This is a genomic window from Stenotrophomonas sp. STK16_22 (assembly GCF_051984505.1).
Lineage (GTDB): Bacteria > Pseudomonadota > Gammaproteobacteria > Xanthomonadales > Xanthomonadaceae > Stenotrophomonas > Stenotrophomonas maltophilia_A.
The window spans coordinates 585,494-601,112 of record NZ_CP196972.1 but is presented as its reverse complement, the minus strand read 5'-3'; the positions used below and the strand labels follow the sequence as shown (position 1 = coordinate 601,112).

Genomic DNA, 15,619 nt, shown 5'->3' with positions numbered 1-15,619 from the left:
GCCTGCCCTAAATCTGTGATCAAGCGATCGTGTTGAAGAATTTGATGAAGACGGCCCGGAAATTCGCCTGCGAATACTTCTGGACGCTGGCACGTGCGCGGGCGGCCCACTGCGCCAGTTCGGGCGTCCCATAGAGCTTCATCAAGGAAAGGGTGCGCTCCTGGAGTTCCCTGGCGTCACTGAAGTAATAGCCATCGACGCCGTCGGTGACGACCTCGCGTGGCCCGCCCAACGGCTGCACGATGGGTACGACGCCGGCGGCCATCGCTTCGCAGGCGGTCATTCCGAAGTGTTCCAGTTTCTCGGGCTCCTGGTCACCACGCTCCCCCCAGCCCGCACCATGCCAGAAGATAGATGCCTCCGCATACTCCTGCAGCAGCTCCCGTGATCCAAGGTTTCCGAGAATACGGATCGGATAGCCCTCCGCCAGTGCGTTGACCTTCTGGAAGTAGCGGCGATGCTCCTCGCTTTCCGCATGGACGCTGCCGGCGAGATGGTACTCCCAACCCTCCGGCACGAGGCCCTTGTCGTGCATTTGCCGGAAAGCAGTGATCATCTCGATATGCTTTTTGTTGTGGCCGCCGGAGAAGAAGCGGCCGACACTCAGAATGACCTTCTTCTTGTTCGACAGGTCCACCGAGCCGAAGCGCTCCACGTCGATTGGCGGAGGAAGCACCACGGCATCACGCGCCCAGCGCTTGCGAATCCACGCTGCCGTGAATTCAGAGTTCGCCATCGGATCTTCGTAACTGTCGATGAACGGGCGCCGACTGGACGCCACGCCACGACGCAGCGTGCGCTGCGCCAAACTCGACATACGCGAAAGCCAAGGGTGTCCGGTACGATCAAATCTTCCCGCCGCACGCTGAAAAAGCCTGGGAAGCGGCGCGGCCTCGATGAGTTCATGGGGAAAGAATGCCAGGTACAGCGATTTTCTGGCCTGCGGGACCATCGAAGAGCAGTAAGTGGAATTGATGAATACATCGTACCCGGCCGAGCGTGGCGCGAGCTCGCTGCAGGAGGAGCCGGGCCACTCGACCCAGTGTGCCCCCGCCAAGTTGAGGTTCATCCTGCTACTGAACTCTGCTTCGTCGACGGGGCCGACGCGGATCAGGTCCACCTGGTGGCCTTCGGCCAGCAGGATCTCCGCGATCGTGCCGACGTGTTTTTCACCGCCGCCCATCGTGGCCCAGTAACGATTATAGATGCCTACTTTCATGCGGGGACGGCCCCGATGCGATCCTTGCAGGACGGCAGGCCGCCCCAACGTTGCCGCAGTACGACTGGAAGCAGCTTGAACAGGTCACGCTGGATGCGCAGACGCAGCCCGAACTCCGCGTTCAGGCGCTTGTCAGTGAAGCCGCGACGCGCTGCCGCGACTGCAGAGCGCAGGCATCTCAGTACTTCCCTTCCGTAGGCCCGGCCCGCGACGGCGGCCGGGGCATGTTTGATCTTGATCAGCACATGATTCCTGGAGACGTGGAAAACAAAGACTGGCGACCATTCGACGCTGGATCCCGTATGCACATGGCGTACGACGCTGGCCGGCACGTAACGCAGGCGCCCCCCGCCCTTGCGCAGGCGCCAGCTCAGGTCGGTGTCCTCGTAGTACATGAAAAAGTTCGAATCAAAGAGCCCCGCCTGTACCAGAGCAGAGCGGCGCATGAGCATGGCGGCGCCACAAAGGGCCTGCATGTCCTCCGGCTCATCATACTGACCACGGTCGTCCTCGTAGATTCCACGGTCACCCGCCTCGCCATTGCCATCGAGCAGCGTGCCAGCGTTATTGATGACGTCACAGGCAGCGCCATCGAGCAGGGCGGCCGGGCAAGTAAACACATGCTTTGCATAATCCGCTGCAAGAACACCCGTGCCCAGCACCGTACCCGCGAGGCTCACCGTGAATTCACGGCCCGCTGCGGCATTCGTCCCGGAGACATCCAACTCAAGAACATACCGTCCATCAACCGGATCCGGCGGTAGCGGCAGGCGGATCGTGCCCCGCCCGCTCGTCCAGCGCACGCTCCGGTCTCCGTGCTGTTCCCTGCCCCAGAAGCCCTCCCCGTACAAAGGCTTCTTGTAGCCACTTTCGACAAAACCACTGGCTTCGTCAACAAGCATCCCAAGCTCGCGCGTATCGCTGGACTGGCCCCCCGCACTGGGCTGGAACGGCAGGCTTTCTATCGTCAGCTCGACGTATCGCCGGAAGAACAGGATCTTTGAACCCGCCGCCGTGACATCCGGCTCGTCCATCAGTGCCCGGACAAGCGCCGACAACCAATCGGGATCAACGACGGTGTCGTTGTTGATCAGGCCGATCAGGTCGCCACGAGCCACTTGCATCCCAAGGTTGTTGCCTCCTGCGAATCCAAGGTTGCCTCCCGACTCCACGATCCTTACCCACGGGAAGGCGGAGCGGACGAAGTCCACCGAGCCGTCAGACGAGGCATTGTCCACCATGACGACCTCATAGCGCGGATAGTTCAAGGCGCCAAGGCTCGCCAACAAGGGCTGGAGATAACGCATGCCGTTGTAGTTGACTACGATCAGACTGACCAAGGGCAACATGCCGGTCCAATCGCCCGCGCCTCCCGCGCCAGCACCATCGTCGGAATCGATCGCCAGCGACCCAGCACCATGCCCTGCCGGCACCGTCGCCGGCGCGGCTTCCATGCGGGCCGTCGGCCCCGCGCTGTCGCCGCCTGCGGTACCAGCACCACGGGCATCCTCATACTCCCGAGCGACTTTCCTGAGCTCTGCCTCCCAGGCAGCGTCCTTGTCGGCCAGCGCTTGGTCACGCTCGGCCGCTATGCGGCTTATCTCGGACCGGTAATCGGCAGCCACCTGCTCGACCCGCGCTTCCCACGCCACATCCTTGTCGCGCAGCATACCGTCGCGCTCTTGGCCAATACGTGATATCTCCCGCCGGTAATCGTCCGCGACCTGCTGCACGCGCGATTCAAAATAGCCGGGAACTTCAAACACGGAGTCCGGCAAGCTGGGCAAGGCTCCGGCGGACGCCAGTACGATGAAATAGACCGGCTCGCGCGGCATGCTGCCCGAGCGGACGCTCTCCAGCCCTTCGCTCTCGGTCCAGTAATGGATTCCTGGCGCTACCGGCTCGGCCGCGCCACCGCCATCGGCAACGCGGCCGATCATGGAGGCCATCGTGGTGCGCTGCCCGAGCAGTCGGTAGTTGGGGAAGTAATCCCCCACCAGCGCCTCCAGTTCCTGCCTGTAGAGCTCCTTGACGTGGAACTCATTGCGGAAACCAGGACGATCGGAGTACTCGTAGCGATCCGGGCTGGACATCATGAGCACGCCACCAGGACGCAGCACTCTCACGATCTCCGCCATCATCTCCTGGTGCTGGTTGTGGTGCTCGATGGTCTCGAAGCTGACCACCACATCCACGCTCGCATCGGGCACCGGGATGGCGGCGCACGAGCCGAGCTTGAACTCCAACCCCTCGCGCGGATAGGTCGCTGCCGCATGCGCCACCGCCACGGCATCGATGTCCACGCCGGTGACACGCGCCGCACCGATCGACAGGAGGGCAGATCCATATCCTTCGCCGCAGGCGATATCCAGAACATCCTTGCCGGCGACAATGCGCGATGCGAGCTGGTAGCGGTGGTAGTGCTCCATCTCGATTTCGCCGCTAACGCCCGGCAGAAACCGTTCGCCGGTGAAGCTCATCTCGCCGTCAGGCACCTGGGAACGATCATGGCTCACGACGTTGCCTCCAGTTCAATAGTTCGCATTGGCACACCAAATAGCCCCAGGCAGACGGCGCTGGACTGCACGTGGAGGATCAGCGCATCGTGCACCCACTCGTGCTGGACATGGTCGGCCTGGGTGCCCTCGGCGATGGCTGGGGAAATGCTGTATTCGCCCGCTGGAAGTACCGGAAATCTGAAATCAAACGTCGCCACGACCTCGCCGTTGCGCGGAACCACGATGGCACGGTCGCGGTGCGCCAGGTATGTGTTGTCGGCAAAGATTATCTGCCCCAGCTTGTCCTTCACGACGAACCCCACGATGGGCCGGCTGATCTGTTCGTTGGCGCGCGCGATGATCCGAAGCTTGACGTCCTGCCCGCCTATCGCCCAGTTCACCTTCTGGCCCTGCGCATCCAGTAGATGCACCGCGGTGATGCGCGCAGCGCCCGTCCCGAACGAAGCACGGTTCTCGTCGAACTGGAAGACCTCGATGTCGTTCCGGAGCATCGACGCATCGATGAGCGTCTGTCTCATATCCACATAGGCGGGTTCCGCGGTCAACTCCAACGGGGAAGGCTGGCCATCCGCGGACGTGTCTTCGACTTCGACTTCGCCTCCACCGCCTTCGACCAGAGCAGTCTCTGCCATGCTGCCATCCTCCGGTTCGAACAGCGACGCCAGGTACTCCTGCGACAGTTCCTTGGGCGCGCCGTTCATGCGCATGACACCCTTGTCGAGCCAGATTGCGCGCTCGCACAGGTTGATGATGGCCCCCATGTCGTGGCTGCAGAAGAGCAGCGTCCCTCGCTTCATGAAAGAGCGCAGGAAACGCATGCACTTCTGCGTGAAGTAGGCATCTCCCACCGAGAGCGCCTCATCCACGACCAGGATATCGGCGTCGACGTGGGCGATCACGGAAAACGCAAGCCGCACGACCATGCCGCTGGAGTAAGTTTTAACCGGTTGGTCGATGAAATCCGGGATGCCGGAGAAGGCCACGATGTCGTCGTAGCGTTCCTCCATCTGCTGGGCCGTCAGCCCGAACAGCGCTCCGCTCAACATGATGTTCTCGCGACCGGTGAACTCCGGATTGAAGCCCGAACCCAGCTCCAGCAACGCGGCGATGCGGCCCGTGGTGCTCACCTGTCCGCTGGACGGCGTCAGCGTGCCGCAGACAAGCTGCAGGAGCGTCGACTTTCCGGAGCCATTGCGTCCGATGATTCCAACGGTCTCGCCGCGACGGACCTTGAAGGAAACGTCCCTCAGTGCCCAGAACTCACGGTGGTACTGCTTCGGTTCGCCACCCAGCGCCCGATCAAGCACCGGCAGGACGAACTGCTTGAGCCGGTCCTTGGGATCGGCGTAGATCTCGTAATACTTGCCCAACCCGGTCACTTCGATGGCGAGTTCGGGCTGGCCCGGATTTTCACATGACATCGGCAAACCCCTTGCGCATCTTCTGGAACACGGCGAACCCTGCGAAAGCAACGAGCAGCGCGATCGACAGGTATGCCGCCAGGCCGACGAAATCAGGGAGCTTGCCCCACACCAGCACTTGGCGCGATTGCTCCATGATGAAGGTAAGCGGGTTGAGCAGGAAGAGTTTCTGGTATTTCTCTGGCCACGCCGATTGCGGATAGAACACCGGCGACAGGAAGAGCATTGCAGTGGTGACGAACGTGGTGGTCTGCTTCAGGTCTCGGATGAACACGCCCAGCGCGGCGAGTATCCAAGTTATCCCCACAGCCATCACCAGCAATGGCGCCAACACCACGGGGAACAACAGCGCATGCCAATGGAGGCCGCCATTGCAGATCAACAGGCCCACCAGCAGCACCAAGGCGCTTGCCAGCGTATGGAACAGCGCGGAGCCGAGGCTGATCACCGGCAGCGCTTCAAGCGGGAAGACGACCTTCGTAACGTAATTCGTGTTCTCGAAGATCATGCCCGGCGCACGATTCACCATCTCGGCGAAGAAGCCATGGATGATGACGCCGACGAACATCACGAGCGCGAACTGGGCCCGACTGTCCCCTACCTGGCCATGCCAGCGGGCCTTGAAGATCACTGCAAAGACGAAGGTGTAGATGAGCAGCATCAACAGCGGATTGATCAGTGTCCATAACAAGCCGCCGAACGATCCCTTGTACTTGTTCTGGACGTCGCGTTTCCCGAGCAGCCAGATGATGCCGCGATTGCTCCAGAGTGACCGGAGCATGGCAGCAGGTGTTATCGCATTCATGACGCGTGTATTCCAGTTGGCAGTCTGATTCCCATGGGGTGGCGTAGGCAGGCTCAGGTCGCCGCGTTCCCGCCCAACGCCCGTTCCAGATCCACCTGCAGATCCCCCAACTCCTCCACACCCACGCTCAGCCTTACCAGCGCGTCGCTGATGCCCAGCTGCTCCCGCCGCGCGACCGGAATCGAGGCATGCGTCATCACCGCCGGGTGGTTGACCAGGCTTTCCACGCCGCCCAGCGACTCGGCCAGAGTGAACAGTTCGGTCTTCTCGCAGAAGCGCTTGGCCGCCTCGAAACCGCCCTTGAGCACGATCGAAACGATGCCGCCGTAACCGGCCATCTGCTTGCCGGCCAGCTCATGCTGCGGGTGCGAGGCCAGGCCCGGGTAGATCACTTTTTCCACGGCCGGGTGCTTCTCCAGCCACTGTGCCAGGGCCAGCGCATTGGCGCAGTGCGCCTTCATGCGCAGCGGCAGGGTCTTCAGGCCACGCAGGGCCAGGAAGCTGTCGAACGGGCCCTGCACGCCACCCACCGAGTTCTGCAGGAAGGCCATCTGCTCGGCCAGTTCGGCGTTGTCGCCGACCACGACCATGCCGCCGACCATGTCCGAGTGGCCATTGAGATACTTGGTGGCCGAATGCAGGACCAAGTCAGCGCCCAGCTCCAGCGGGCGCTGCAGCATCGGCGAGGCGAAGGTGTTGTCGACGACGACGATCAGGCCATGGCGCTTGACGATGGCAGCGACCGCGGCGATGTCGACGATCTTCAGCATCGGGTTGGTCGGGGTCTCGATCCACACCATCTTCGTCTTCGGCGTGATGGAGGCCTCGAACGCGGCCAGATCGGTCAGGTCGACGAAGCTGAAATCCAGCCCGGCGGTGCGGCGACGCACGCGCTCGAACAGACGGAAGCTGCCGCCGTAGATATCGTCCATTGCCACCACATGGCTGCCGGCGTCCAGCAGCTCGATCACGGTCGAGCTGGCCGCCATGCCCGAAGCGAAGGCGAAGCCACGGGTGCCGCCTTCCAGCGACGCCACGCAACGCTCATAGGCGAAGCGGGTCGGGTTGTGGGTACGCGAGTACTCGAAGCCCTGATGCTCGCCCGGGCTGGACTGGGCGTAGGTCGAGGTGGCGTAGATCGGCGGCATCACCGCGCCGGTGCTGGGGTCGGGCGACTGGCCACCGTGGATGGCCAGGGTAGCCAGGGCCAGGGCGCGATCCTGGGAAGTTGCGTTGGACATGTTCTTTCCTGAGGGGCGCCGACGCACGGCGCCATCGAAGGTGCGGAAGTCTACCAGCGCGGCCTTAACGACCTTTGACGCGGATAAACCAGGATTCAGCGGTGAACGTCGGCGATCAGCGGCTTACTGCACGCGACGGCGCAGATAGTTCAGCAGGTCGATACGGGTGATCAGGCCCAGGAAGGCGTCGCCGTCCATCACGATCGCCACCTGGCCGCGGTCGAACACCGGCAGCAGCGCCTCGATCGGCGACTTCACGTCCAGCCGGTCCAGCTTGCTGACCATCGCGGTGGCGACGGTGTCGCGGAAGCGTGCCTCATCGCCATACACGTGCAGCAGCACGTCGCTTTCGTCGACGATGCCGACCAGCTGCTCGCCGTCCATCACCGGCAGCTGCGACACGTCGTACAGCTTCATGCGCTGGTAGGCAGTGGTCAGCAGGTCGTTCGGACCGATCACCACGGTGTCGCGCTGGCCGTAAGGGCGCAGGATCAGGTCGCGCAGGTCGCCGTGCTGCGGGCGCTGCAGGAAACCGTTGTCCAGCATCCAGTAGTCGTTGTACATCTTCGACAGGTACTTGTTGCCGGTATCCGGCACCAGCACCAGCACCTTCTTCGGCGTGGTCTGCTCCTTGCAGTACTTCAGGCCGGCGGCCAGCAGGGTGCCGGTGGACGAACCACCCAGGATGCCTTCCTTGCCCAGCAGTTCGCGTGCGGTGTGGAAGCTCTCGGCATCGCTGATGGCATAAGCCTTCTTGACGCGGCTGAAATCGGAGATCGACGGCAGGAAGTCCTCGCCGATGCCTTCCACCAGCCAGCTGCCCGATTTGTCGTTCAGATTGCCGTCGTTGATGTACTCGGCCAGGATCGAACCGACCGGATCGGCCAGCACCAGTTCGGTCTTCGGCGACAGCTTGGCGAAGGCACGCGACAGGCCGGTCATGGTGCCGGAGCTGCCGCAGCCGAACACGATGGCGTCAAGGTCGCCGCCCATCTGCTCGAGGATTTCCGGGCCGGTACCGAATTCATGCGCGGCCGGATTGTCCGGGTTGCCGAACTGGTTGATGAAGTAGGCGCCCGGGGTCTGCTCGGCGATGGTCTTGGCCAGGTCCTGGTAGTACTCCGGATGGCCCTTGGCCACGTCAGAGCGGGTCAGGCGCACTTCGGCGCCCATCGCCTTCAGATTGAAGATCTTTTCCCGGCTCATCTTGTCGGGAACGACCAGAATGAGCTTATAGCCCTTCTGCTGGGCCACCAGCGCCAGGCCCAGGCCGGTGTTGCCAGCCGTGCCCTCGACCAGGGTGGCACCGGGCTTCAGGTCGCCGCGCTTTTCCGCCGCCTCGATCATCGACAGGCCGATGCGATCCTTGATCGATCCGCCCGGGTTGGCGCTCTCCAGCTTCAGGTAGAGCTCGCAGACGCCGGTGTCCAGGCGCTGGGCCTTGACGATCGGGGTCTGGCCGATGAGTTCGAGGACGGAAGAATGGATGGGCATTCGGAGGACTTTCGGTTCGCGCCGCACAGGGCCGGACCGATGATTATCCGACGGATGGCGATGAAAGTCAGGTCGGCAGGGCCGCAGCCCGTCCACCGTAAAAAGAGATGCGGACAGCCCCGGATCGACGAGGAGACCGGTACCGCCCGCATCGATGAGCTGTGCCTGCAGGCCAAGGCACCACGGCCTGTGGTGCCTTGGCGCGGCCGCCTCATCGGCGGTGCCGCGATGCCGGGGCAGGAGCGCCCGGCGGGGCCATCGATGGCCGGGTCACGCCGTTCCGGGCGTGACGGGGTGCGTCAAAGCGTGGGGGACGTCATTGGGAGCGGTGTTTCGTACATTCGCAGAAGTCGTTGCTTGGCCAGCAGCTTCTCGCGCTTCATGCGACCCAGGGTGACATCATCGATCGGGAGTACACCCAACTCCGCGTCCATGCACTTCTTGTTCAACTTGCGGTGCTGGTCATGGAGTGCCCTGAACTCCGGATCACGCGCGCGACGGGCGTCGATCTCGCTCTGGGGCTGATCTTCAAACATGATGGACCTCCTTCGACAGATACACGAACGCCCCGGCCGCAAGGCACGGGGCGTTGTTCATGGAGGAGCGCCGGTCGATGGCCACCTGGACGCCTGCAACGACCTGCGGCACTGGCCTGCGCACGTCGATCTGCTGCGGTTCGCGCCCTGTTTGCATCGGCCCGGCCCTCCCATCGTCCGGTCCGCGGCATTGCGTCCCGGACGATTGACCCTACGCCTGCTCAAGGCGGGGTACAAGACCCCTGCGGCAAAAAGACCGAACCCCGCCGGGGCGGGGTTCAGGCTGAATGCTCATTGCAACGAAAAACAAACAATATCAAGCAATTACGGGGCGATGATGACCTCGGCCGAGCGTGCCCGGGTGGACGCCGCCTTCTTGCCGCTGAGCTGGATCCGGTTGCTCGCGACACCCGCCGCGACCAGGGCATCGCGCAGGGCCTCGGCACGCTTCTGACCGACCCCGTTGGCGCTGTCATAGGCCTCGATGCGCAGGCGGCCCTTCTTGCCGATGTTCAGGTACTCGGCCAGTGCCTTGGTCTGGTTGCGGGCCCCACCGGACAGGCTGGCGGCGCCAGCGGCAAATGCGTCACCATTGAAGGTGAAGACTTCGCCACGGCCATCGAACTTCGAACCCGGCAGCTTCTGCCCGGATACCAGCTCGGCTTCCTCGCGGGCCAGCTTGGCGGCGTTCTGCTGGGCGGCGCTGAGGCGCTGCTGCTGCTTGCCGGCCACGCTGGTCAGGGCATTCTCGGCATCCTGGCGGGCCAGGGTCTCGGCCTCGGCGGCCTGGCGCAGGCGCTCAGCCTCCTCGGCCTGCATCTGCGCCTGCATGCGCAGCTGCTCGGCCTCCTGGCGGGCACGGGCGGCATCGCGGCGGCTGGCCTCGATCAGCAGATCACTGCGGGTGCGCTCGAGGCGATCGACCTCACGCGCGGCCAATGCGGCACGCACGGCAGTCTCGGCAATCTCCACCCGGCGCTCGGCCAGGTAGGTGGCCAGCTCCTGGTCGCGGCGCTTGGCCTTGTCCAGGGTGGCGATGGCCTGCTGGGCCTGCATGCGCTCGAAGGCGCCCAGCTCAGCCGTGTCGGGATTGGCCTGGATGGCCATCAGACGCTGGCTCAGCTGCGCCACCATCGGGTTGTCGGCGGCCAGGGCCAGGGTCGGCAGCGTCAGCAGGGCAGCCAGGGTTGCGGCAGTCATCGGCTTCACCGGCGGTCCTCCCCGGTCGACAGCTGGCGTTGCAGCTGGTTGACCTCGTTGCGGCGCAGTTGCAGCTGCGCGGTGACGGTGGCTTCCTCGCTGCGGGCGCGGGCCAGGTCGGCATCGGCAGCGGCGCGCAGGGCGATCGCCGGGGCGTTCTTGCGCTCACGGCGGTCGCCGGCAGCACGCTGGGCCTGTTCCAGCCCCTGCCGGGCCAGCCCGATCAGGTCCGGGGCGTACTGGTCGGCGTCGGCCTGGGTGGCCTTGTCGACCGCCTGCCGGGCCTGGGCCAGTTCCAGTGCGCCGTCCTGCGCCCAGGCGGGGGCAGACAGTGCGAATGCAAACGCCATCACATACAGGCCATGGCGCATTCGTGCGAAGCTAAGTCGTTTCATTGGGGAGGCCGTACCGGTTGTCGGTTCACGGCCATTGTCGTCAAGCCGACACCGTGCTTGCAACGGGCGTCGGCCGTTTCGTTGGGGAAAATTCGCAATGGATATCGGCTACTTCCTGAAGCTGATGACCGAAAAGAACGCTTCGGACATGTTCCTGACCACCGGAGCACCGGTCTACATCAAGATCGAGGGGAAGCTTTATCCGCTGGGCAACACCGGCCTGCCGCCGGGCATGGTCAAGAAGATCGCCTACTCGCTGATGGACGAAGGCCAGGTGCCGCAGTTCGAGCGCGAGCTGGAGCTCAACATGGCCATCGCCCTGCCCGATGCCGGGCGCTTCCGCGTCAACGTGTTCAAGCAGCGGGGCGAAGTGGGCATGGTCATCCGCGCCATCCGCAGCCGCATCCCGAGCATCGAGGAGCTGAACCTGCCGCAGGTACTGAAGGACGTCATCATGACCCCGCGCGGGCTGGTGCTGGTGGTGGGGTCCACCGGTTCCGGCAAGTCCACCTCGCTGGCGTCGATGATCGACCACCGCAACAGCACCACCACTGGTCACATCCTCACCATCGAGGACCCGATCGAGTACCTGCACAAGCACAAGATGTCGATCGTCAACCAGCGCGAGGTCGGGCTGGACACCCATGCCTTCCACAACGCGCTGAAGAACGCGATGCGTGAAGCGCCGGACGTGATCCTGATCGGCGAGATCCTGGATGCGGAAACGATGGAGGCAGCGATCGCCTTCGCCGAAACCGGCCACCTGTGCCTGGCCACCCTGCACTCCAACAACGCCGACCAGACCATCGAGCGCATCCTCAACTTCTTCCCGGAAAGCGCGCACAAGAACGTGCTGATGAACCTGGCGCTGAACCTGCGTGCGGTGATCAGCCAGCGCCTGGTGAAGAACAAGGAGGGCCGTCGCCTGCCGGCCACCGAGGTGCTGATCAACACGCCGATGATCCGTGACCTGCTGCGTCGCGGCCAGGTGCACGAGATCAAGGCGGCGATGGAAGGCTCGCTGGAGGAAGGCATGGAGAGTTTCGACCAGTGCCTGTTCCGTCTGGCCAAGGCCGGCATCATCGAGCAGGAGGAAGCGCTGCGCGCGGCCGACTCGCGCGATGGCCTGGCCCTGAAGTTCCGCCTGTCCGAAGGCAGCAGCGGCGAGCACGACCCGTATGCGGATTTCTCGGCCGGGCAGCCAAGCATCACTCACGGGTTCTGACCGCACGAAAAAGGGGACGGTGGGGATTAAGTCGTAAGTGCATTTACGACTTAATCCCCACCGTCCCCTTTTTCTGAAGAATTCAGGGGCGGTCTCATCCAATGAGACCCCTCATCCGTAGGTTTCCTCAATGGAAACCATCCGCAAGCTGGCCATCCTGGCCGATGCCGCCAAATACGACGCCTCCTGCGCCTCCAGCGGCTCGGGCAAGCGCGATTCGCGCGCCAGTGGCGGCATCGGCAGCACCGAGGGTATGGGCATCTGCCACAGCTATACACCCGATGGCCGCTGCGTTTCATTGCTGAAGATCCTGCTGACCAACTTCTGCGTCTACGACTGCGCCTACTGCGTGAACCGGGTCTCCAGCAACGTAGCCCGTGCACGTTTCAGCGTGGACGAGGTGGTCGCACTCACCCTGGACTTCTACAAGCGCAACTACATCGAGGGGCTGTTCCTGTCCAGCGGCATCATCCGCAATGCGGACTACACCATGGAACAGATGGTGGAAGTGGCCCGGCAGCTGCGCGAAGAACACCGCTACGCCGGCTACATCCACCTCAAGACCATTCCCGAGGCCTCGCCGGAACTGCTGGCCAGTGCCGGGCGCTATGCCGACCGCCTGTCCATCAACGTGGAACTGCCGACCGAAGCCGGCCTGAGCGCCTTGGCGCCGGAGAAGACGGTGCATTCGATACGCGGCGCGATGGGCGAACTACGCTGGCGCATCGAGGAAGCCAAGGAGGCGCGCAAAGCCCCCGCAGCGGTGGCGCCGAGGGCCAGCCGCAGTCCACACCCTCCCCGTTTCGCACCCGCCGGGCAGAGCACGCAGATGATCGTCGGCGCGGACGGGGCCAACGACCAACAGATCCTGGCCAGCGCCGATGCGCTGTACGGCAACTATCGGATGCGCCGGGTGTACTACTCCGCGTTCAGCCCGATTCCGGACGCCAGCCGGCAGCTGCCACTGCAACCGCCTCCGCTGCAGCGCGAACATCGCCTCTACCAGGCCGACTGGTTGCTGCGCTTCTACGGTTACGGCGTGGATGAGATTACCGATACCACCCAGGACGGCATGCTCGACCTGGACATCGACCCGAAAATGGCTTGGGCGATCCGTCACCCCGAGCGCTTTCCCGTGGATCTCAACCGCGCGCCGAAGGAAATGCTGCTTCGCGTACCCGGGCTGGGCGTGCGCAACGTGAAACGGGTGCTGATGGCACGCCGCCACGGTCGCCTGCGGGTTGCCGATGTAGCACGCCTGAAGGCACCGATGAGCAAACTGCTTCCGTTTGTGCAGCTGGCTGACCACCATCCACGCAAATCGCTGGACGATCCGGCGGCGCTGCGCGCGCAGTTGGCCCCACCGCCTCGTCAGGGATCGCTGTTTGATGCACCGCCCGCCGCCTGACGCGCAGCGCTGGTCGCTGCGGGTGGACCCGCAGTGGTCGCTGCAGGCCTGGCGCGACGCTGCGCGCGAAGCGTTGCTGCGAGGCGTGGCCCCGCCTCAGCTGGACTGGCTGGAAGGGAGCGAAACGTCGTTGCTGGATGCGCCGGCCGTGCAGCGGGCGCCGATGCTGGCTGATGCCAGTGCACCCAACGTGCCCCGCGATTTCCTGGAACTGGCGGCCACCTGCCTGTGCCATCGCGACCCCCAGCGACTGGCCTTGCTGTATCGCCTGCTGTGGCGCATCGTCCATGGCGAGCGTTCGGTGCTGAGCAACCCCGCCGACGCCGATGTCCTGCGCGCAACGGCGCTCGCCCAGGCCGTCCGCCGTGACACGCACAAGATGAAGGCATTCGTGCGCTTCCGCGAGGTGCCTGGCCAGCCTGATGCGTTCATCGCCTGGTTTGAGCCACAGCACCACATTGTCGACCGGGTCGCGCCCTTCTTCGCGCGCCGCTTCACCGGCATGCGCTGGGCGATCCTCACGCCTTCGCGCAGCGTCGCATGGGATGGGCAGGCGCTTGCCTTCGGCCCCGGCGCACGGCGCGAGGATGCCCCGGCCGAGGATGCGCGCGAATCACTGTGGCAGACCTACTACGCCAACATCTTCAATCCGGCGCGACTCAATACACGGATGATGATGCAGGAGATGCCGGCAAAGTACTGGCGCCACCTGCCGGAGGCCCAGCTGCTGCCACGCCTGGTGCGCGATGCGGCCGACCGCGTGCAGGAAATGCATGACCGTCCCGCGCAGGCGCCGCAGCGCAGGATCCCCCTGCGTGCAGGTGTTGCGATGCCAGCAGCGGATGCCAGCAGTCTGGAGAATCTGCGCGGACAGGCCAGCACCTGCCGCCAGTGCCCGCTGTGGGAGCAGTCCACGCAGACCGTGTTCGGGCAGGGGCCTGCAGACGCCCGCATGATGCTGATCGGGGAACAACCTGGCGACACCGAGGATCTGCGCGGACAGCCGTTCATGGGTCCTGCCGGTCAGCTACTGGACCGTGCGCTGACCGAACTGGGAATCGATCGCGCGACGCTGTACCTCACCAACGCGGTGAAGCACTTCCATCATGAACGGCGCGGCAAGGTACGGCTGCACAAACGACCGGAAAGCCGGCACATCCAGGCCTGCCGCCCCTGGCTGATGGGCGAGATCGCGCGCGTGCGGCCCCAGGTGATCGTGTGCCTCGGCGCAACCGCGGCAGCCTCGGTATTCGGCCGTGATTTCGACCTGTCACGTGACCGCGGACGCTGGCACACCCTCGAGGACGGCACCCGCGGCTATGCCACGGTGCACCCGGCATGGGTATTGCGGCAGACCGACGATGCGCGCCGCGAGGATGCCTATCGGCTGTTCCGCGATGATCTGGCCCGATTGCAACAAAAAGGGGACGGAGGGAATTAAGTCGTAAGTGCACAAACGACTTAATCCCCTCCGTCCCCTCTACTTTCAGGCGGCGTCGGGCTGGTTTTCCGGGCGTGCGCGGTCGAAGGCGTCCACTGCCTGGCACGCCGCTTCGATGCGGCGCAGGGTCGGGTACGGCGTCAGGTCCAGGCCGAAGCGATGCGCGTTGTACAGCTGCGGCAGCAGGCAGATATCGGCCAGGCCGGGACGGTCACCGTGGCAGAAGGTGCCCGTCGCGCTGCTGTTGGCCAGCATCGCTTCCATCGCAGTGAAACTCTCGGCGATCCAGTGCAGGGTCCACTGCGTGCGGGCGTCGGCCGGCAGCTGCAGGGTGCGCTCCAGGTACTGCATCACCCGCAGGTTGTTGATCGGGTGGATATCGCAGGCCACCAGCTGGGCCAGCGCACGCACCCGCGCACGGCCGGCGGCATCGGCCGGCAGCAGCGGCACCTGCGGGAAGCGCTCGTCCAGATACTCCAGGATCGCCAGCGACTGGGTCAGTGCATGCCCGTCATGCAGCAGGGTTGGCACCAGCTGCTGCGGATTGAGCGCGCGATAGGCGTCAAGGTGCTGCTCGCCACCATCGCGTACCAGGTGCACCGGCCGGGCTTCCCAGGCCAGGCCCTTCAGCTCCAGACCGATGCGCACGCGGTAGGCGGCGCTGGATCGCCAGTAGGTGTACAGCACGATGCCGTCGTCGACCGGGATCTCCATC

13 protein-coding genes are annotated in these 15,619 nt (G+C 64.3%); 3 read left to right on the top strand and 10 right to left on the bottom strand.

All coding sequences use genetic code 11. The annotated features are described in order from the left end of the window. Positions 1-19 precede the first annotated feature (19 nt). The 9 genes from ACSYAO_RS02690 to ACSYAO_RS02650 all read right to left on the bottom strand — a co-directional run bounded on the left by ACSYAO_RS02690 (position 20) and on the right by ACSYAO_RS02650 (position 10,806). Complete coding sequence (locus tag ACSYAO_RS02690; protein ID WP_049461342.1) at positions 20-1,219, bottom strand: glycosyltransferase family 4 protein; 1,200 nt, start codon at positions 1,217-1,219, stop codon at positions 20-22. Continuing rightward, positions 1,216-3,735 (bottom strand): glycosyltransferase, encoded by a 2,520-nt coding sequence (locus ACSYAO_RS02685; RefSeq protein ID WP_049461339.1) that lies wholly within the window; start codon positions 3,733-3,735, stop codon positions 1,216-1,218. The genes ACSYAO_RS02690 and ACSYAO_RS02685 overlap by 4 nt, the downstream gene beginning before the upstream one ends. Further along, complete coding sequence (locus tag ACSYAO_RS02680) at positions 3,732-5,159, bottom strand: ABC transporter ATP-binding protein (protein WP_049461337.1); 1,428 nt, start codon at positions 5,157-5,159, stop codon at positions 3,732-3,734. The genes ACSYAO_RS02685 and ACSYAO_RS02680 overlap by 4 nt, the downstream gene beginning before the upstream one ends. Further along, positions 5,149-5,964 (bottom strand): ABC transporter permease, encoded by an 816-nt coding sequence (locus tag ACSYAO_RS02675; RefSeq protein WP_049461335.1) that lies wholly within the window; start codon positions 5,962-5,964, stop codon positions 5,149-5,151. Before ACSYAO_RS02675 ends, ACSYAO_RS02680 begins: the two co-directional genes overlap by 11 nt. 53 nt (positions 5,965-6,017) lie before the next feature. After that, complete coding sequence (locus ACSYAO_RS02670) at positions 6,018-7,205, bottom strand: cystathionine gamma-synthase (protein WP_049461333.1); 1,188 nt, start codon at positions 7,203-7,205, stop codon at positions 6,018-6,020. Positions 7,206-7,328: 123 nt separating this feature from the next. Continuing rightward, the gene (locus ACSYAO_RS02665) at positions 7,329-8,699 is read right to left on the bottom strand and encodes a pyridoxal-phosphate dependent enzyme (RefSeq protein ID WP_049461332.1); all 1,371 of its coding nucleotides are present in this window, start codon (positions 8,697-8,699) and stop codon (positions 7,329-7,331) included. Positions 8,700-8,998: 299 nt separating this feature from the next. Further along, positions 8,999-9,235: a YdcH family protein gene (locus tag ACSYAO_RS02660; protein ID WP_004154075.1), complete on the bottom strand. Its 237-nt coding sequence runs from the start codon at positions 9,233-9,235 to the stop codon at positions 8,999-9,001. Positions 9,236-9,559: 324 nt separating this feature from the next. Continuing rightward, a complete protein-coding gene (locus ACSYAO_RS02655) occupies positions 9,560-10,444 on the bottom strand; it encodes an OmpA family protein (protein ID WP_080356499.1) in 885 nt (294 codons plus the stop codon). Next, positions 10,441-10,806: a DUF4398 domain-containing protein gene (locus ACSYAO_RS02650; RefSeq protein WP_049398394.1), complete on the bottom strand. Its 366-nt coding sequence runs from the start codon at positions 10,804-10,806 to the stop codon at positions 10,441-10,443. The genes ACSYAO_RS02655 and ACSYAO_RS02650 overlap by 4 nt, the downstream gene beginning before the upstream one ends. 121 nt (positions 10,807-10,927) lie before the next feature. On the opposite strand from ACSYAO_RS02650, the gene ACSYAO_RS02645 reads away from it, so the two are divergent. The 3 genes from ACSYAO_RS02645 to ACSYAO_RS02635 all read left to right on the top strand — a co-directional run bounded on the left by ACSYAO_RS02645 (position 10,928) and on the right by ACSYAO_RS02635 (position 14,904). Beyond that, positions 10,928-12,055: a PilT/PilU family type 4a pilus ATPase gene (locus ACSYAO_RS02645; RefSeq protein WP_032127971.1), complete on the top strand. Its 1,128-nt coding sequence runs from the start codon at positions 10,928-10,930 to the stop codon at positions 12,053-12,055. A gap of 130 nt (positions 12,056-12,185) precedes the next feature. Beyond that, positions 12,186-13,463, top strand: coding sequence for a putative DNA modification/repair radical SAM protein (locus tag ACSYAO_RS02640; RefSeq protein WP_049461330.1), 1,278 nt, complete (start codon positions 12,186-12,188; stop codon positions 13,461-13,463). Next, positions 13,444-14,904, top strand: a complete 1,461-nt coding sequence (locus tag ACSYAO_RS02635; RefSeq protein ID WP_071227723.1) for a UdgX family uracil-DNA binding protein — start codon at positions 13,444-13,446, stop codon at positions 14,902-14,904. The genes ACSYAO_RS02640 and ACSYAO_RS02635 overlap by 20 nt, the downstream gene beginning before the upstream one ends. 45 nt (positions 14,905-14,949) lie before the next feature. Here ACSYAO_RS02635 and maiA read toward each other — a convergent pair whose 3' ends face one another. After that, positions 14,950-15,618, bottom strand: coding sequence for a maleylacetoacetate isomerase (gene maiA, locus ACSYAO_RS02630; protein ID WP_049461325.1), 669 nt, complete (start codon positions 15,616-15,618; stop codon positions 14,950-14,952). Between the last annotated feature and the right edge of the window lies 1 nt (position 15,619).